Here is an 18,455-nt window from a genome sequence, read left to right on the forward strand (position 1 = left end):
CTGGAAGTCTTGAGTAGAAATGCTTGCATTTCGCACGAAAGACTGAAGTAGACGTGTCAGCTGGTGTTTGGAGCTAGACATTAATAGAACTTTCTTTATATTGTTCTTTGAAAACTGGATAAAACGACATTGATAGCAACAAACAAAATTCAAGTAATTTATTGTAAGTTCTTAAAATCTTCTCTGTTTGAGAAGTGTAACTAACTTTTAGGTTAAGTTATTAAGGGCGCACGGTGAATGCCTTGGCACTAGGAGCCGATGAAGGACGGTACTAACACCGATATGCTTCGGGGAGCTGTAAGTAAGCTTTGATCCGGAGATTTCCGAATGGGGGAACCCACTGCTCGTAATGGAGCAGTATCTTGACGTGAATTCATAGCGTCATGATGGCACACCCAGGGAACTGAAACATCTAAGTACCTGGAGGAAGAGAAAGAAAATATTCGATTCCCTGAGTAGCGGCGAGCGAAACGGGAATAGCCCAAACCAAGAGGCTTGCCTCTTGGGGTTGTAGGACACTCTATATGGAGTTACAAAAGAATGGATTAGGCGAAGCGATTTGGAAAGATCCGCCATAGAAGGTAAAAGCCCTGTAATCGAAAGTCCATTCTCTCTTGAGTGTATCCTGAGTACGGCGGAACACGTGAAATTCCGTCGGAATCCGGGAGGACCATCTCCCAAGGCTAAATACTCCCTAGTGACCGATAGTGAACCAGTACCGTGAGGGAAAGGTGAAAAGCACCCCGGGAGGGGAGTGAAATAGAACCTGAAACCGTGTGCCTACAAGTAGTTAGAGCCCGTTAATGGGTGATAGCGTGCCTTTTGTAGAATGAACCGGCGAGTTACGATTACGTGCAAGGTTAAGTTGAGAAGACGGAGCCGCAGCGAAAGCGAGTCTGAATAGGGCGAAAGAGTACGTGGTCGTAGACCCGAAACCAGGTGATCTACCCATGTCCAGGGTGAAGGTGAGGTAACACTCACTGGAGGCCCGAACCCACGCACGTTGAAAAGTGCGGGGATGAGGTGTGGGTAGCGGAGAAATTCCAATCGAACTTGGAGATAGCTGGTTCTCTCCGAAATAGCTTTAGGGCTAGCCTCGTGATGAGAATACTGGAGGTAGAGCACTGTTTGGACTAGGGGGGCATCTCGCTTTACCGAATTCAGACAAACTCCGAATGCCAGATATTTATACACGGGAGTCAGACTGCGAGTGATAAGATCCGTAGTCAAAAGGGAAACAGCCCAGACCACCAGCTAAGGTCCCAAAGTAATCGTTAAGTGGAAAAGGATGTGGCGTTGCTTAGACAACCAGGATGTTGGCTTAGAAGCAGCCATCATTTAAAGAGTGCGTAATAGCTCACTGGTCGAGTGACGCTGCGCCGAAAATGTATCGGGGCTAAACGATTCACCGAAGCTGTGGATGTGCATCTAAGATGCACGTGGTAGGAGAGCGTTCTAAGGGCGTTGAAGTCAGACCGGAAGGACTGGTGGAGCGCTTAGAAGTGAGAATGCCGGTATGAGTAGCGAAAGATGGGTGAGAATCCCATCCACCGTATGACTAAGGTTTCCTGAGGAAGGCTCGTCCGCTCAGGGTTAGTCGGGACCTAAGTCGAGGCCGACAGGCGTAGACGATGGACAACAGGTTGATATTCCTGTACCACCTCCCCGCCGTTTGAGTAATGGGGGGACGCAGTAGGATAGGGTAAGCGTGCGATTGGTTGTGCACGCCCAAGCAGTAAGGCGTGGAAGTAGGCAAATCCGCTTCCTGTAACGTTGAGCTGTAATGGGGAGCTCTTTAAGAGCGAAGTACCTGATTTCACACTGCCAAGAAAAGCCTCTAGCGAGGCGGGAGGTGCCCGTACCGCAAACCGACACAGGTAGTCGAGGAGAGAATCCTAAGGTGTGCGAGAGAACTCTCGTTAAGGAACTCGGCAAAATGACCCCGTAACTTCGGGAGAAGGGGTGCTCTCGAAAGAGAGCCGCAGTGAATAGGCCCAGGCGACTGTTTAGCAAAAACACAGGTCTCTGCAAAACCGTAAGGTGACGTATAGGGGCTGACGCCTGCCCGGTGCTGGAAGGTTAAGAGGAGGGGTTAGCGTAAGCGAAGCTCTGAATTGAAGCCCCAGTAAACGGCGGCCGTAACTATAACGGTCCTAAGGTAGCGAAATTCCTTGTCGGGTAAGTTCCGACCCGCACGAAAGGCGTAACGATCTGGGCACTGTCTCAACGAGAGACTCGGTGAAATTATAGTACCTGTGAAGATGCAGGTTACCCGCGACAGGACGGAAAGACCCCGTGGAGCTTTACTGTAGCCTGATATTGAATTTTGGCACAACTTGTACAGGATAGGTAGGAGCCAGAGAACTCGGAGCGCCAGCTTCGAGGGAGGCGTCGGTGGGATACTACCCTGGTTGTGTTGAAATTCTAACCCGTACCCCTTATCGGGGTAGGAGACAGTGTCAGGTGGACAGTTTGACTGGGGCGGTCGCCTCCTAAAAGGTAACGGAGGCGCCCAAAGGTTCCCTCAGAATGGTTGGAAATCATTCGTAGAGTGTAAAGGCACAAGGGAGCTTGACTGCGAGACCTACAAGTCGAGCAGGGTCGAAAGACGGGCTTAGTGATCCGGTGGTTCCGCATGGAAGGGCCATCGCTCAACGGATAAAAGCTACCCCGGGGATAACAGGCTTATCTCCCCCAAGAGTCCACATCGACGGGGAGGTTTGGCACCTCGATGTCGGCTCATCGCATCCTGGGGCTGTAGTCGGTCCCAAGGGTTGGGCTGTTCGCCCATTAAAGCGGTACGCGAGCTGGGTTCAGAACGTCGTGAGACAGTTCGGTCCCTATCCGTCGTGGGCGTAGGAAATTTGAGAGGAGCTGTCCTTAGTACGAGAGGACCGGGATGGACATACCGCTGGTGTACCAGTTGTCTTGCCAAAGGCATCGCTGGGTAGCTATGTATGGACGGGATAAGTGCTGAAAGCATCTAAGCATGAAGCCCCCCTCAAGATGAGATTTCCCATTACGTAAGTAAGTAAGATCCCTCAAAGACGATGAGGTAGATAGGTTCGAGGTGGAAGTGTGGCGACACATGGAGCTGACGAATACTAATCGATCGAGGACTTAACCACTAACTTGAATGGTCGTTAGTCAATGTCTTTATCCAGTTTTGAGAGAACAAGCTCTCTACAATGAAATAGGAACTTCGCCTAAGAGCGCAACATCCATGTTGCAACGGCGAAGCCAGTACATCCTTGTACAAGTCTAGTGATGATGGCAAAGAGGTCACACCCGTTCCCATACCGAACACGGAAGTTAAGCTCTTTAGCGCCGATGGTAGTTGGGGGCTTCCCCCTGTGAGAGTAGGACGTTGCTAGGCAAATAAAAACCACCACTATTATTTAGTGGTGGTTTTTTGTATTTGGAAAAAGTTAATCAATTTTTATAGAATACTAGTAAGTTTTCTATAGTGAAATTTATAGTTTGAAAAATTGGTTCTATAATATTTGTTGGGGTTTTACTACAATTTTTGACAATAAAAAAGCACGTAACCACCGATTTCGATATACTTGAATTGACGAGAAACAAGTTATGAAAGGTGATACGTGCAATATGAATTTTAACATGAATATACCAGGATTAAAAGATGTAACAATTCATAAGATGGAGGAGATTGGAGACCGTGTGGCTTTATACGTGTCGCTTCCGAAGAAAGAACATCAATGTCCAGTTTGTAAGAGAATGACCTCTAAAATTCATGATTATCGAGTTCAAAAAATTAAGCATTTAAAATGGTTTGAAAGATTAACTATCCTTTTTTATAAACGCCGTCGTTATGTATGCGAATGTGGAAAACGCTTCTCAGAAAAATCCCCTTTCGTGGATAAATATCAACGTTACTCAAAAGAATGGAACCAAGTTGTTGGAATTCGTTCAGTAAAAGCAAAGACATTTAAGGAAACTGCAGAAGTCCTTGGAACATCTAGTTCAACTGTAATTCGTCGCTTTAAAAATGTTGTAAAAGAACAGTTAAAAGAGGGAGTACATTTACCGAAATGTATTGCAATCGATGAATATAAGGGAGATACCGATGCAGGGACCTATCAACTAATTATTGCGAACGCTGAAACACACGAACCGATTGATATTTTACCAAATCGACGCAAAGAAACGATTAAGGATTATTTAATGAAATATGGAGCAGCTGTAGAAGTAGTGGTAATGGATATGAATCCAAGTTTTAAGGCAGCTGTTAGAAAAGCATTAAATCGCCCCATTATCGTAGCAGATCGATTCCATTTTTCTCGTTATATTTATTGGGCACTAGATGAAGTACGTCGTAAAGTGCAGAAAGAATGGCATCCTTATGATCGTAAAAAGTGTAAGAAAATGCGCCATGTCTTATATAAACGGTTTGATAAGTTAACAGAGAAGAATCGCTGGTATTTAAGACGCTATACAGGGATGTCTAGTGAATTGAGAAAAGCCTATGAACTTAAGGAAGCCTATTGTAAATGGTTTGATTGGGCAAAAACAACTGATGATATAACAGAAGTTAAAAAGAGATTAGAAGCTTTTTACCGTAAGGTAGAAGAAGCAAAGATTCCAGCATTCATAAAAGCGATTCAAACTTTTAAGAATTGGCAAGTAGAGATCTTGAATAGCTTTAGTTTTAGGTATTCAAATGGATTTCTAGAAGGCATTAATAATAAATCGAAGGTAATGAAACGAAATGCTTATGGTTTTAGAAGTTTTAAGCATTTTAAAGCAAAGATTTTATTAAATGATTTATATAAAGAAATCGGGGTTCATTTAGGTTAACAAGGGTGACGTGCAAGAACACATCACCCCAACATTTGACTAAGAACCGAAAAATTAATATATATTAGAACCTAATGCTGTTTTTCAGCGTTATGAATAGTATATGTATGAAGGATTCCATAACATTATCAAAGCATTAAAAAAGCTGGGGAATAAAGAGGGGAAATTATTTAATGGGGAGAGGGAATTTGTGAAGTATGTGATATTTGATTTTGATGGAACACTTGTTGACTCAAAGTTAGCAATATTAGAGGCCTGGAATACGATTGCAGAAAAGTATCGGTTTAAAAAGGTGGACGAAAGTGAAATTGATGAGATAAAAAAGCTTACGATGAATGAACGAAGTAAACGTTTTGACTTTCCTTTATACAAATTACCGATTGTAATGCCACTGTTTTACCAAACATATAAAAAGTCTCTAGAAGAAGTAGAACTTTTTAAGGGAATAAAAGATTTATTTGAACAATTGAACGTTAATGGATATAACATTGCCATAATTTCTTCAAATGCAAAGGAAAATATTGAAGCGTTATTAAAAAGACAGCAGATAAATAATGTTTCTGAAATTCTTTGTTCTAGTCGAGTTTTTGGAAAGGATAAAATTATTCAGCGATTTTTAAAAAATCATCAATTAAAATCTACTGATGTCATTTATGTAGGTGATGAAGATCGAGATATTGTTGCATGTAAGAAAGTTGGAATAAAGATAATTTGGGTTGAATGGGGATACGATGCTTTTGAAGTAGTCAAAAATAGCAAACCAGATTATACAGTATCCGAACCGAAAGAGATTTTAAATATAATTAAATAAAATACGAAGGGGTATCGAAATTTCGATATGCCTTTTTTTATACCATTGGATTAGCATGTCACACAAAGCTATAATAGTAATTATGAAAACAAAAAATGGAGTGAGTCGATGAAAAGGGAGCAACCTTTAGTTGAAGCTCTACAAAGGTTTGTAGAAAAGAAACCCCAATCTATGCATGTACCGGGGCATAAGAACGGACTATTATCAACATTACCTGAGGAATTGAAAGCAGCACTGACATACGATTTAACAGAGCTTACTGGATTAGATGATTTTCATCATCCTGAGGAAGCAATCTTATTGGCAGAACAATTGCTTGCAAAAACTTATGATTCCGACAGAAGTTTCTTTTTAGTAAATGGTTCTACAGTAGGGAACTTAGCAATGATTTATGCGACATGTAAACGTAATGACAGAATCATCGTACAAAGAAATGCCCATAAATCAATTTTCCATGCATTAGAGTTAGTAGGAGCAAAAGCAATATTTATTGCCCCTGAATGGGATGAAAATACCAAAACTGCAGGGGGGGTGCCTACCGAAACATTAAAAGAAGCGTTACATCTTTACCCTGATGTCAAAGCTGTAGTATTAACATACCCAACATACTATGGAGTTACTTCAAAAGAACTTCAAATGCAAATCAATATATGTCATGAAAAAGGGGTGCCAGTATTGATTGATGAAGCCCATGGAGCACATTTAATTGGAAGCGAATTATTTCCTCCTTCTGCTTTAAGTTTAGGTGCAGACATTGTTGTACAATCTGCTCACAAAACGTTACCAGCTATGACAATGGCTTCATTCATGCATGTTAAATCAAATCTTATAGATGTACAAAAAGTAAATCGATATTTAAGAATGCTACAATCAAGTAGTCCATCTTATTTATTACTGGCTTCTTTAGACGATGCTCGGGAATACATAGGTAGTTATTTAGAACACGATGCGGTTTATTTAATGGATAAAAGAAATCAATGGATTGACGCTTTACGATCACTTCATCCATTAGAAGTAGTGGAAGTAGATGATCCGTTAAAACTACTTTTACGCATGCCTGGATATACTGGTTTTGAATTGAAAAACGCCTTGGAAACTCAAGGATTATATGTGGAACTTGCTGATGTTTATCAAGTGTTAGTCATTTTACCATTATTAAAACAAGGACAAGTCTTTCCTTTCGCAGAGGCACGTATTCGGATAAAAGAAGCGTTGGCAGAATTGAAGAAAGAAGAAGGATTAGGTCATACATTAACAGATATTCCAACAACAGATTGGTTAACTGTAACAGTACCTGAATATTCCTATGATGAAGTGGAACAACTTGAAAAAGAATGGATTCCATATATGAGAGCGTTTGGACGAATTGCAGCTAGCATGTTAATACCTTATCCACCTGGTGTACCGTTACTAGTACCGGGAGAAAAAATAACCGTTGCAAAATTAAGTCAGCTAGAGGAGTTACTTGCGGTAGGTGCAGATTTCCAAGGTGAACACCGACTAAAAGAAAAACTCATATATGTAATAAAGTCATAGTCGGAGGAATAAAAATGAAAAACAATTTATTTATCACATTTGAGGGTCCAGAAGGTGCGGGAAAAACCACTGTTATTAATAAAATCATAGCACGATTACAACAGCAAAATATTGATGTGTTAGGAACGAGAGAACCTGGTGGTATTGAAATTGCTGAAAAAATACGAGAAATTATTTTAAATCCAGCTCATACAGCTATCGATGAACGAACAGAAGCCTTATTATATGCTGCAGCTAGAAGTCAGCATTTTTTTGAAAAGGTCGAGCCTGCATTAAAGGAAGGAAAACATGTTTTATGTGATCGCTTTATCGATTCATCATTAGCCTATCAAGGGTATGCCCGTGGAATTGGTATCGATGAAGTATTATCCATTAATGAATTTGCTATTGGAAAGCGGATGCCCGATTTAACTTTTTATTTTGATATAAATCCTGCGGTTGGACTAGCTCGAATTCATGCACATAATGAACGTGAAGTGAATAGACTTGATAACGAAAGCTTATTATTTCATGAAAAAGTAAGAAAAGGTTATTATGAAGTAATAAAAAGGTATCCAAATAGAATTAAAGTAGTAAATGCAGAACAACCAGTAGAGAAAGTGATAGATGAAGTATGGGAGATTTTATATGAGTTGGTAGTTCGAAAGTAAATGAAGTAGGCTATAAATGTATGTTATAATAGAAACACCAATTCAACAGTTAGTAAACGTAAGTTTATTTAGTAGGATAAAATTTATATGCTACTAAATTAATTAAATATAGGGAGTGAGTGCAGATGAAGTTAGTTGTTGCAGTCGTTCAGGATCAGGATAGTAATCGTTTGTCTAACGCTTTAACGAAAAATAATTTCCGTGCAACTAAGTTAGCAAGTACTGGTGGTTTCCTTCGTTCAGGGAATACAACGTTTATCGTAGGAACTGAGGATTCTAAAATACCTCAATTACTTGATATTATTAAGGATAACTGCCGTTCCCGTGAACAAATGGTTTCACCTGTATCACCACTAGGAGGTAATGCTGACTCTTACATCCCATACCCTATAGAAGTTGAAGTTGGAGGAGCTACCGTTTTTGTATTACCAATTGAACAGTTCCACCATTTTTAGTGGAGGCGAAAGGTAATTGAAGATAAATCAAGATCTACGAGTTGGATTAAAAACGAACCACAAGGAGTTAAAACAACCAAACCAATCACAAAATCGATTTGGCGAAATACTTGTTAAACAGGGTTCGAAATTACAAACAGAGCAATTAACAAGGTTGCTTGGTGATATTTCTGCAGCAGGAGACCGAGTTGCAAGGTCCAGAAATTTAAGAGAACTTGCTCGTTTTAAAATGCTCATTAAACGATTTTTGCAAGAAGCTGTCGAATATGGATTGGATATGAAACAATCTCATACTTGGAATCGCTTCGGTGAAGGGCGTCGCTTGAAAATTGTTGAAACAATTGATGAGCATTTAGTAGAACTTGCACAAGAGATCTTAAACGAGGAAAAAGATACAATTGAATTATTAGATCGAATTGGTGAAATTAAAGGATTACTCATTAACTTATATATGTAAACCCGTGTCTATAAAAAGCATAAGACACGGGGTTTTTTCTAAAAGCGGTTCGCTTTTTTTAAATTTGTTTAAGAAAAAGGTGAAGTAAGTGGAAGGAAATATAGATGAGCTTAAGGTTTTACAGCCTGTAGTGATGAAACAACTTCAAACAATTTATGAAAAAAATCGAACTGCCCATGCTTATATTTTCGATGGAGCAAAAGGAACTGGAAAACAACAAATTGCAACATTCTTCATAAAACTTCTTTTGTGTCTTAACCCGTCGAAAAATGTTCCATGTGAAACATGTCGAAATTGTAAAAGAATTGTTTCGGGAAATCATCCGAATGTGAAACAGCTAGAACCAGATGGGCAATTCATTAAAATTGACCAAATTCGTGACCTTATTTCTGCTATGACTAAAACGAGTATAGAAGAAGGACGAAAAATTTACGTGATTCATCATGCTAATCGCCTAAACACTTCTTCTGCAAATACGTTACTAAAATTTTTAGAAGAACCTGAGGGGGACGTAACGGCAATTTTACTGACGGAAAACTATCAGGCCATCTTACCTACCATTCAGTCCCGTTGCCAGCATGTGAAATTTTATAATATCCCACGAGGAATTTTGTTGAAGCAATTGCAAGAACAAGGTATAACATTATCGATGGCATCTACTGTTAGTATGCTAACAAATAATCTTGAAACAGCAATTTCTTTAGCAAATGACGAGCAGTTTGCACATGCTCGAAAAACAGTGTTAAAATTAGTAGAGATAGTCAGAAAAAATGTTCATGAAGCATTATTGGTAATCTATGAAGAATGGCTATCTTCATTCAAGGAAAAGAATGAAATCGAGCAAGCGTTAGATTTACTACTGTTTGCTTATCGTGATATTGTAGCTATAAAAGCTAATCCGGAAGCCAGTTGTACATATCCAGACATGTTACAAAGTTGGAGAGAGCATGCACTAAATACGACATATGAACGATTATCGCATCAAATGCAATCCGTATTAGAAGCAAGGCAAAATCTACAACGTAACATGAATCGCACGCTTATGATGGAGCAGTTGATGCTTAATCTGCAGGAGGGGTATACATTTGTATAATGTAGTCGGAGTCCGTTTTAAAAAAGCGGGTAAAATATATTATTTCGATCCTGGTCAATTTCTACTTGAGAAGGGACAATATGTCATAGTAGAAACAGCAAGAGGGGTCGAATATGGAAAGATTGTCGTTCCGATGAAACAAGTAGGAGAAAATGATGTTGTTTTACCTTTAAAACAAGTATTACGCCCTGCTGATGAACGTGATCGAATCCAAGTTGAGGAAAACTCACAGGAATCACAACGAGCTTATGAATTAGCGAATGCAAAAATTAGTGAGCACAACTTAGATATGAAGCTTGTGGATGTTGAATATACATTCGACCGAAATAAAATCATTTTTTATTTCACTGCTGAAGGTCGTGTCGATTTTCGTGAGCTAGTAAAAGATTTAGCTTCGATTTTCCGTACCCGAATTGAATTACGTCAAATTGGTGTTCGTGATGAAGCAAAGCTGCTAGGGGGAATTGGTCCTTGTGGTCGAATGCTGTGCTGTTCAACTTTTCTAGGGGACTTTGATCCAGTTTCAATCAAAATGGCAAAGGATCAAAACTTATCATTAAATCCTACGAAAATTTCCGGACTTTGTGGTCGATTAATGTGTTGTTTAAAATACGAAAATGACGATTATGAAACGGCAAAAGAAGGAATGCCAGATATCGGGGATGGTACAATGACACCAGACGGAATTGGTAAAGTTGTAGGCATTAATGTATTGGAACGACTAATCCAAGTCTATTTACAAGAACAAGAACGCACGGTTGAATATACATTAGATGAAATCCTTGAATACGAGAAAAATTTGATATAGAGAAAACGCAAGTGGGGTGGGATCTTTCGTGAAGGACCGAAATTTCTTAGATACTGTTATGGAATTCGAACAACAGCTCGAATTGCTACAGCAACAATATAACGATTTAAAAAAGTATGTTGCACATATGGTTGAAGAACATCAGGCAATTCAGACGGAAAACCTTCACCTACGTCGACGTTTAGAGGAACTAATGGGGGAAGAAGAGAATCCTACCCAAGATGAGACTACTAACACAGGGAAGGTTAGTTTATTAGATATTGGAGAAGGCTACGATAACCTTGCACGTCTTTACCAAGAAGGTTTCCATGTGTGTCATGTACACTTTGGAAGTTCACGTAAAGGGGAAGATTGCTTGTTTTGCCTTTCTTTTTTAAATAAACAAAATGGTTAACATTAAGACTGATGCCACAAAGGTGGTTTTCAGTCTTTTGTTTTGAGGGAGGATTATGGATGGAACAATGGTTAAAAGATGATGAGAGGCTTGATTACTTATTAGCAGAAGATTTGCGAATCATTCAAAGTCCCTCCGTTTTTTCATTTTCATTAGATGCAGTACTGTTATCAAGATTTGTTAGTGTACCAAAAAATAAAGGGAAAATTGTTGATTTATGTTCTGGTAACGGAGTAATTCCGCTATTTCTTAGTGCGCGTACAAAAGGGGAGATAATAGGAGTTGAATTGCAAGAGCGACTTTATGATATGGCTGTCAGAAGTGTACGATACAATGGACTAGAAGAACAAATCACAATGATTCAAGGAGACGTAAAGGAAATTCCAGCCACACTCGGAATTGAAAAATATGATGTTGTCACGTGTAACCCTCCCTACTTTTTAGCCCATGAAATGAGTGATAAAAACTTAAGTGAGCATTATGCAATTGCACGCCATGAGTTACACTTAACATTAGATCAGGCCATCGAGTCTGCAAGTAGACTATTAAAACAAGGTGGTAAAGCTGCCTTTGTTCATCGTCCAGGGAGATTATTAGATATTGTCACATCTATGCGAAAACATCGACTAGAGCCAAAACGACTTCGCTTGGTTTACCCGAAACTAGGGAAAGAAGCGAATACTTTATTAATAGAAGGAATCAAAGATGGAAAACCAGATTTAAAGGTGTTGCCTCCATTATTTGTATATGATGACAACAATGAATATACAAAAGAAGTGAGTGAAATATTGTATGGAGAGCAACAATAAACATATATTTTATGTTCTTGAATGTAAAGATAACACTCTATATGCTGGCTACACAAATAATTTAGATAAACGGGTCGCTACTCATAATGCAGGAAAAGGGGCTAAATATACTAAAGCCCGTAGACCAGTTAAATGTATTTATTATGAAACTTATGAAACAAAGCAAGAAGCAATGAGAGCTGAATATGCATTTAAACAACTAAAGCGAAGTGAAAAATTAAAATATATCGGAGGAAATAATGAAATCACAAAAAAGTAGTCAACATGAATTAACTAGCTGCCTTTACTTAGTTGCCACACCAATTGGTAACCTAGAAGATATGACGGTTCGTGCTCTTCGAATCTTAAAAGAAGTGGATGTTATTGCAGCAGAAGATACACGTAATACAAAGAAGCTATGTAATTACTTTGAAATAGATACGCCCCTTGTTAGTTATCATGAGCATAACTTAGAGCATGGTGGGGAGAAAATTCTTAGTTTTCTTCGACAAGGAAAATCAGTTGCATTAGTTAGTGATGCAGGACTACCTTGTATATCAGATCCAGGAGCTGATATTGTCGTAAAAGCAATAGAAGAAGATTTTGCAGTCGTTCCAGTCCCTGGTGCAAATGCAGCTTTAACAGCACTTATTGCATCTGGCATTACACCACAACCTTTTTACTTTTTTGGCTTCTTGAATCGTAATAAAAAGGAAAGAAGACAACAACTAGAGAAATTAGCAAGAAGAGAAGAAACAATAATCTTCTATGAAGCGCCACACCGACTAAAGGAAACATTAAAAGATTTGGAACTTGTTTTAGGAAATCGAAAAATTACATTAGCTCGTGAATTAACAAAAAAGTTTGAGGAATTTTTGCGCGGTACAATTGAAGAAGCCAATGTATGGGCTAACGAAAATGAAATACGCGGGGAATTTTGCATTATTATAGAAGGAAACCCAAATGGGGAAGCTGAGAATGAAGAAGAAGCATATTGGACAAATCTCTCAGTAATTGAACATATCGATTATTTAATAGAAGAAAAGTCGATAAACTCTAAAGAAGCCATTAAAGAAGTTGCGAAAATTCGTGGACTAGCAAAACGTGATGTGTATCAACAATATCATCAAGAGTAAAAGAATGTTTTTAAAGTATTAAAAAAGGGGAAGTTATTTAAAAATTGCTTTAAATAACCTACCCTTATTTAATTATTTTTTAAAGTGTTGTTGGATTTCACGCATTAAAATTTCTGCGCCTTCTGGACTTAAAATTAATTTACCTCCAGCTAAGCGGAAGTTTTCATCTGAAACTTCTCCAGTTACTGCACAAGTCATATTTGGCATATATTTTTTAAGTATGATCTTATCATCATCAACGTAAATTTCTAACGCATCTTTTTCTGCAATACCAAGTGTACGACGTAGCTCAATAGGAATTACCACACGACCTAATTCATCGACTTTACGAACGATACCTGTTGATTTCATGACAATATTTGCCTCCTGTTTTTTAGTAGAATATAAATTAAATTTCATTTTCGTCAAATTTCGACACATAATACTTGTCTGAATAAGATGATACCAAGTAATGCCATAAACGTCAATTATTTAGCATTAATGACGTAAAATTGTTTTGAAAATCAGTGAAATAATTCAAAAATTTATTATAAATATGACAAAATATAGAGAATCTTATTATTGACAGTCACAATTAGATAAATAGTTGTAATAAAATAACATATATTCCCTAATGTTTATTCCTGATAAAATCCTGTAATAATATTCTTTCATTGAAACAAATTTCTTACTTCGTTACAATAAAAACTATACAGTTGACAATTGGAGGCCGTTTTGCGTGAGTGAAAAGAAAACATTTTATATAACAACCCCTATTTATTACCCAAGTGGAAAATTCCATATTGGAACAGCTTATACAACCGTGGCATCAGATACGATGGCGCGTTACAAACGTTTAAGAGGTTACGATGTACGCTTTTTAACTGGAATGGATGAGCACGGTCAAAAAATCCAAGAAAAAGCTGAAGAAGCTGGAAAACATCCACAACAATATGTTAATGAAATTGCAGATGCAGCTAAACAACTTTGGGCATTAATGGATATTTCTTATGATGATTTTATCCAAACTACTCAAGAACGTCACATAAAAAGTGTTGAGAAAATCTTCCAAAAGTTTTTAGATAATGGTGACATATATAAAGGAGAATATGAAGGCTGGTATTGTACACCTTGCGAATCCTTTTATACTGAAACCCAATTAGCTGACGGTAATTGTCCTGATTGCGGACGCCCAGTTCACAAAGTAAAAGAAGAATCGTACTTCTTTAATATGAAGAAGTATGCTGATCGTCTTCTTCAATACTATGAAGAAAATGTCGAATTTATAGAACCAGAGTCACGTAAGAATGAAATGATTAATAACTTCATTAAACCAGGATTAGAAGATCTTTCTGTTTCAAGAACATCCTTTAACTGGGGAATTAAAGTCCCAGGTGATCCAAAGCATGTCATTTACGTTTGGGTTGATGCATTATCGAACTATATTACTTCATTAGGCTATGGATCTGATAATGAAGAATTGTTTAATAAATATTGGCCTGCAGATGTTCATGTCGTTGGTAAGGATATCGTTCGTTTCCATACAATTTATTGGCCAATTTTCTTAATGGCATTAGATTTACCATTACCGAAGAAAGTATTCGCCCATGGATTCATTATGATGAAAGACGGGAAAATGTCGAAATCTAAAGGAAATGTTGTATACCCAGAAATGTTAATTGAACGTTATGGGTTAGATGCAACACGTTATTTCTTACTGCGCGAACTACCTTTTGGAGCAGATGGTGTATTTTCACCAGAATCTTTTGTGGAAAGAACGAACTTCGATTTAGCAAATGACCTTGGAAACTTATTAAATCGTACAGTGTCAATGATGAATAAATATTTTGACGGAATTATTCCGACTCAAAATCTTGAAGAAACAGAATTTGATGCTGGATTAAAAATTCATGCGAAACAAACTAAACTTGCTTATGAACAAAATATGGAGAAAATGCAGTTTAGCGTAGTTTTAGCTGATTTATGGTCTCTTGTATCCCGTACGAATAAATATATCGATGAAACTCAGCCATGGGTACTTGCTAAAGATGAGGAAAATAAATCAAAACTAGCAGCTGTAATGGCAAACTTGGCAGAAAGTTTACGTCATATTGCAGTTATGTTACAGCCATTTATGACAACAGCACCAAAACAAATTATTGAACAATTGGGATTAAATGAAAGTTTATTAGCGTGGGAAACAATTGAAACATTCGGAAATATTATTCCAAGGAATGTAAAAGTGGTAGAAAAAGGTGTACCGATTTTCCCACGTTTAGATGCAGAAGTAGAAGTATCATACATTCGTGAACAAATGCGTTCATCAGTTAAAACACCTCAAGAAGAAGAGAAAAAATCAGATGTACAAGCACCAGAAGTTCCGGAAATAACAATTGATGATTTTACTAAAATCGATTTAAGAGTAGGAACTGTCATTGCTTGTGAACAAGTACCTAAAGCGGATAAATTATTAAAACTACAAGTAGACTTAGGGTACGAACAACGCCAAGTAGTATCAGGCATTGCCCAACATTACAAACCTGATGAGTTAATAGGTCAGAAAGTAATCGTTGTTGCAAATTTAAAACCTGTAAAACTTCGCGGAGAACTTTCTCAAGGGATGATTTTAGCAGGATCTCATGATGGCATTTTAAAATTAGCTACAGTAAATGAGGAACTTGCAAATGGTGCAAAAGTGAAATAAAGTTTTTAACCTGTTGGACTTTTTGTTCAACAGGTTTTTAACGCTCAATTCTAAGACGAAAAAACTATTTTATTATAACTAAAATTAACATGGTATAAATTACTATGGGAAAAAACTACTAATTTCGACAAAAACAGATAAGTTCAATGTCACAAAACTTTATAGTATGTAATTTTTCTGTAATGTAGATGTTAACTATGAAATATTACTTTTCCATAAAATATTGACTAGGAGATTGAAAGCAAATGTTTATAGATACACATGTCCATTTAAACGCAGACCAATATGAAGAAGATCTACAGCAAGTAATTGATAGAGCATTAGCAGCAAAAGTAGAAAAAATGGTTGTTGTAGGGTTTGATCGTAAAACAATTGAAAAAGCAATGAATTTGGCAGAAACCTATGATTTTATTTATGCGGTTATCGGGTGGCATCCAGTTGATGCAATTGACTGTACAGAAGAAGATTTACAGTGGATTGAACAGCTTGCCGCTCATAAAAAAGTTGTTGCGATTGGCGAAACAGGCTTAGATTACTATTGGGATAAATCCCCGAAAGAAGTTCAACAAGAACTGTTTCGTAAACAAATTCATTTAGCGCAAAAATTGAACTTACCAATAGTAATTCATAACCGTGATGCAACGGGAGATGTAGTTAAAATCTTACGTGAAGAAAATGCAGCGTCTGTTGGCGGAGTAATGCATTGCTTCAGTGGAAGTGTTGAAACTGCCCGTGAATGTATTGCTATGAACTTTATGATCAGCCTTGGAGGACCAGTTACGTTTAAAAATGCTCGCTTACCGAAAGAGGTCGCAAAGGAAATTCCGTTAGAATACTTGATGATTGAAACGGATGCACCTTACCTTGCACCACATCCTTATCGTGGAAAGCGTAATGAACCGTCATATGTACCACTTGTTGCTGAGGAAATTGCTCGACAAAAAGAGCTTACTGTAGAGGAAGTTGCACAGGCTACTACTTCAAATGCTGTTAGATTTTTTAATATAAAAGAATAATTTCCCAAAACGTCTCCGAAACAGCGTAAAGAAAGGGTTACTGAAGGATGGACAATTTTGTAATAAATTAAATAGGTTGACAGGTTGTATGAAAGGTCCGTATAATCCAACGAGTGTCAAGGAGGCGTTTTTTCATGTCAAAAATATCCATGAAAAACTTGTTCTCAGATTCATTGAGGCGTAAGCAAACACTGGTTAGTGTATTGTCACTAGTCGTGTTTGTTTCAGTTATAGCATTTGTCATTTATCAAGGAACCAAATCTTCGGTAATTGTAAATGCAAATGGAGTAGAAGAAGAATTATTAACCCATGCAAAAACTGTTGAGGATCTTTTTGATGAAAAAGGTCTTGAGATATCAAAATATGATAAAGTAACACCCTCACTGAATTCAGAAATCGTCAGTGGAATGACGATTAACTGGGAACAGGCTAGAGAAGTAACAATTTCAGTTGACGGAAATCAGTCAAAAGTTTGGACAACTGAAAAAATTGCGAAGAACATTTTGGAAGAAGCAAATATCGAAGTTACAGAGCATGATATTGTATCAGTCGCTTTGGATACTGAAGTAGGCGAGACTAACAAAATCGATATTCAAAAGGCGTTTCAGTTAACGCTTGTCGATGGGAAAAATAAAAGACAAGTTTGGTCCACTTCGACTACGGTCGCTAACTTTTTAAAACAACAGGGAATTCAACTTAATGAATTTGATCGTGTTGAAAAGGATTTGGAAGATGTAATCACTCCAGATGATAAAGTCACAATAGTTCGTGTAGAAAAAGTTACCGATGTAGTGGAAGAATCTATAGATTTCGCAGTCGAAACGAAATCAGACTCTTCTTTACTTAAAGGGAAAGAAAAAGTAGTATCTCAAGGTGAGAAAGGTAAAGTTTCTCGTACTTATGAAGTAATTAAAGAAAATGGAAAAGTTGTAGAAAAAGTTTTAAAATCAGAAAAAGTCCTTAAAGAGCCAAAAACAAAAGTAGTAGCAGTTGGTTCAAAAGTGGTTACAGCAAAAGTTTCTCGTGGAAGCAGTGAACCCGCTTCAAGTGGAAAAGAGTTTTATGTAACAGCAACTGCTTATACTCCATACTGTGAAGGGTGTTCGGGTACATCTGCAGCTGGAATTAACTTAAGAAGTAATTCAAACTTAAAAGTGATTGCAGTAGATCCAAATGTCATCCCATTAGGAACAAAAGTATGGGTTGAAGGATATGGTAACGCAATAGCTGGTGATACTGGTGGCGCAATTAAAGGTAAAAAAATTGACATACTAGTACAATCAAAGTCTGAAGCGAACAAATGGGGACGTAAAAAAGTTCGTATTAAAATCTTAAAATAATGTGTAGAAAGAGCTTTCCTAATGAATTAGTTAGGGGAGCTCTTTTTCTTATTATTTGCACCCTGAAAAAAGATAAAAATATGTGGATAATATTTACAACGATTTAATAATAGTTGGAATCAGGAATCAGAAAAGTATATTAATACAAAATATTAGTAAGTATCTTTTAATAAGCCCCTCCAGTTGTAGTCAGAGCTAACGAGCGTTCTCCACCTTTCTGAATGTCTAGCTACAGGCGCTAGCTAGCTCTTTCGGACACTTCACCTTCCTCCTACGCGTATAAATACGCTTGTCGGAAGGTTCCGAAGTACATGGATGTACGAGTGCCGACAATGCCACACGATGTGGCATTTTGTCGGCCAGTGCCTTCAAGAGCTGAACGAGCGCCTTTCGCTTTTCTAATGTCTAGTTGCGAACGCTAGCTCTTCGTCAACTTCGGAACTGCCTGCAAGGACAAAAAGCGTCCTTTT

The 18,455-nt window shown here is 37.8% G+C and carries 16 protein-coding genes and 2 rRNA genes; 17 read left to right on the forward strand and 1 reads right to left on the reverse strand.

What is annotated here, in order from left to right; genetic code table 11:
• Positions 1–210: 210 nt before the first annotated feature.
• The 14 genes from NKR20_RS00350 to rsmI all read left to right on the forward strand — a co-directional run bounded on the left by NKR20_RS00350 (position 211) and on the right by rsmI (position 12,946).
• Positions 211–3,128 (forward strand): 23S ribosomal RNA (locus NKR20_RS00350).
• A 132-nt stretch (positions 3,129–3,260) separates the two neighbouring features.
• A 5S ribosomal RNA gene (rrf, locus tag NKR20_RS00355) occupies positions 3,261–3,376 on the forward strand.
• A 233-nt stretch (positions 3,377–3,609) separates the two neighbouring features.
• Complete coding sequence (locus NKR20_RS00360; RefSeq protein ID WP_253422723.1) at positions 3,610–4,818, forward strand: ISL3 family transposase; 1,209 nt, start codon at positions 3,610–3,612, stop codon at positions 4,816–4,818.
• Between the two features lie 103 nt (positions 4,819–4,921).
• The gene (locus tag NKR20_RS00365) at positions 4,922–5,629 is read left to right on the forward strand and encodes an HAD-IA family hydrolase (protein WP_301285870.1); all 708 of its coding nucleotides are present in this window, start codon (positions 4,922–4,924) and stop codon (positions 5,627–5,629) included.
• A 108-nt stretch (positions 5,630–5,737) separates the two neighbouring features.
• Positions 5,738–7,165, forward strand: coding sequence for an aminotransferase class I/II-fold pyridoxal phosphate-dependent enzyme (locus NKR20_RS00370; protein ID WP_121215676.1), 1,428 nt, complete (start codon positions 5,738–5,740; stop codon positions 7,163–7,165).
• A 14-nt stretch (positions 7,166–7,179) separates the two neighbouring features.
• Positions 7,180–7,815, forward strand: coding sequence for a dTMP kinase (tmk, locus tag NKR20_RS00375; RefSeq protein WP_121215677.1), 636 nt, complete (start codon positions 7,180–7,182; stop codon positions 7,813–7,815).
• 125 nt (positions 7,816–7,940) lie between these two features.
• Entirely contained in the window at positions 7,941–8,270 is a 330-nt protein-coding gene (locus tag NKR20_RS00380) for a cyclic-di-AMP receptor (RefSeq protein WP_121215678.1), read from the forward strand.
• A 16-nt stretch (positions 8,271–8,286) separates the two neighbouring features.
• Positions 8,287–8,727, forward strand: coding sequence for a YaaR family protein (locus tag NKR20_RS00385; RefSeq protein ID WP_121215679.1), 441 nt, complete (start codon positions 8,287–8,289; stop codon positions 8,725–8,727).
• An 88-nt stretch (positions 8,728–8,815) separates the two neighbouring features.
• Positions 8,816–9,820, forward strand: coding sequence for a DNA polymerase III subunit delta' (holB, locus tag NKR20_RS00390; protein ID WP_253422725.1), 1,005 nt, complete (start codon positions 8,816–8,818; stop codon positions 9,818–9,820).
• Positions 9,813–10,628 (forward strand): PSP1 domain-containing protein, encoded by an 816-nt coding sequence (locus tag NKR20_RS00395; protein WP_121215681.1) that lies wholly within the window; start codon positions 9,813–9,815, stop codon positions 10,626–10,628. Before holB ends, NKR20_RS00395 begins: the two co-directional genes overlap by 8 nt.
• 28 nt (positions 10,629–10,656) lie before the next feature.
• Positions 10,657–11,022 (forward strand): DNA replication initiation control protein YabA, encoded by a 366-nt coding sequence (gene yabA / locus NKR20_RS00400; RefSeq protein ID WP_121215682.1) that lies wholly within the window; start codon positions 10,657–10,659, stop codon positions 11,020–11,022.
• A 59-nt stretch (positions 11,023–11,081) separates the two neighbouring features.
• Positions 11,082–11,831: a tRNA1(Val) (adenine(37)-N6)-methyltransferase gene (locus NKR20_RS00405; RefSeq protein ID WP_253422727.1), complete on the forward strand. Its 750-nt coding sequence runs from the start codon at positions 11,082–11,084 to the stop codon at positions 11,829–11,831.
• Positions 11,815–12,090, forward strand: coding sequence for a GIY-YIG nuclease family protein (locus tag NKR20_RS00410; RefSeq protein ID WP_253422729.1), 276 nt, complete (start codon positions 11,815–11,817; stop codon positions 12,088–12,090). Before NKR20_RS00405 ends, NKR20_RS00410 begins: the two co-directional genes overlap by 17 nt.
• The gene (gene rsmI, locus NKR20_RS00415; protein WP_253422732.1) at positions 12,071–12,946 is read left to right on the forward strand and encodes a 16S rRNA (cytidine(1402)-2'-O)-methyltransferase; all 876 of its coding nucleotides are present in this window, start codon (positions 12,071–12,073) and stop codon (positions 12,944–12,946) included. Before NKR20_RS00410 ends, rsmI begins: the two co-directional genes overlap by 20 nt.
• Positions 12,947–13,018: 72 nt before the next feature.
• Here the strand turns inward: rsmI and NKR20_RS00420 are convergent, their stop codons facing one another.
• Positions 13,019–13,297, reverse strand: a complete 279-nt coding sequence (locus tag NKR20_RS00420; RefSeq protein WP_121215686.1) for an AbrB/MazE/SpoVT family DNA-binding domain-containing protein — start codon at positions 13,295–13,297, stop codon at positions 13,019–13,021.
• 367 nt (positions 13,298–13,664) lie between these two features.
• Between NKR20_RS00420 and metG the strand changes: the two genes are divergently transcribed.
• The 3 genes from metG to NKR20_RS00435 all read left to right on the forward strand — a co-directional run bounded on the left by metG (position 13,665) and on the right by NKR20_RS00435 (position 17,985).
• Positions 13,665–15,629, forward strand: a complete 1,965-nt coding sequence (metG, locus tag NKR20_RS00425; RefSeq protein ID WP_253422735.1) for a methionine--tRNA ligase — start codon at positions 13,665–13,667, stop codon at positions 15,627–15,629.
• Between the two features lie 245 nt (positions 15,630–15,874).
• The gene (locus NKR20_RS00430) at positions 15,875–16,645 is read left to right on the forward strand and encodes a TatD family hydrolase (RefSeq protein ID WP_253422739.1); all 771 of its coding nucleotides are present in this window, start codon (positions 15,875–15,877) and stop codon (positions 16,643–16,645) included.
• A gap of 134 nt (positions 16,646–16,779) precedes the next feature.
• Complete coding sequence (locus NKR20_RS00435; RefSeq protein ID WP_121215689.1) at positions 16,780–17,985, forward strand: G5 and 3D domain-containing protein; 1,206 nt, start codon at positions 16,780–16,782, stop codon at positions 17,983–17,985.
• Positions 17,986–18,455: the final 470 nt, after the last annotated feature.

Origin of the sequence: Ureibacillus endophyticus (assembly GCF_024159215.1) — a bacterium.
GTDB lineage: Bacteria > Bacillota > Bacilli > Bacillales_A > Planococcaceae > Ureibacillus > Ureibacillus endophyticus.

Bases quoted from the DNA above. Each gene is read 5' to 3' on its own strand.
- NKR20_RS00370 (WP_121215676.1), top strand. From the start codon at position 5,738: ATGAAAAGGGAGCAACCTTTAGTTGAAGCTCTACAAAGGTTTGTAGAA.
- NKR20_RS00410 (WP_253422729.1), top strand. From the start codon at position 11,815: ATGGAGAGCAACAATAAACATATATTTTATGTTCTTGAATGTAAAGAT.
- NKR20_RS00380 (WP_121215678.1), top strand. From the start codon at position 7,941: ATGAAGTTAGTTGTTGCAGTCGTTCAGGATCAGGATAGTAATCGTTTG.
- NKR20_RS00430 (WP_253422739.1), top strand. From the start codon at position 15,875: ATGTTTATAGATACACATGTCCATTTAAACGCAGACCAATATGAAGAA.
- rsmI (WP_253422732.1), top strand. From the start codon at position 12,071: ATGAAATCACAAAAAAGTAGTCAACATGAATTAACTAGCTGCCTTTAC.
- NKR20_RS00405 (WP_253422727.1), top strand. From the start codon at position 11,082: ATGGAACAATGGTTAAAAGATGATGAGAGGCTTGATTACTTATTAGCA.
- NKR20_RS00365 (WP_301285870.1), top strand. From the start codon at position 4,922: ATGTATGAAGGATTCCATAACATTATCAAAGCATTAAAAAAGCTGGGG.
- NKR20_RS00435 (WP_121215689.1), top strand. From the start codon at position 16,780: ATGTCAAAAATATCCATGAAAAACTTGTTCTCAGATTCATTGAGGCGT.
- NKR20_RS00360 (WP_253422723.1), top strand. From the start codon at position 3,610: ATGAATTTTAACATGAATATACCAGGATTAAAAGATGTAACAATTCAT.
- tmk (WP_121215677.1), top strand. From the start codon at position 7,180: ATGAAAAACAATTTATTTATCACATTTGAGGGTCCAGAAGGTGCGGGA.
- NKR20_RS00420 (WP_121215686.1), bottom strand. From the start codon at position 13,297: ATGAAATCAACAGGTATCGTTCGTAAAGTCGATGAATTAGGTCGTGTG.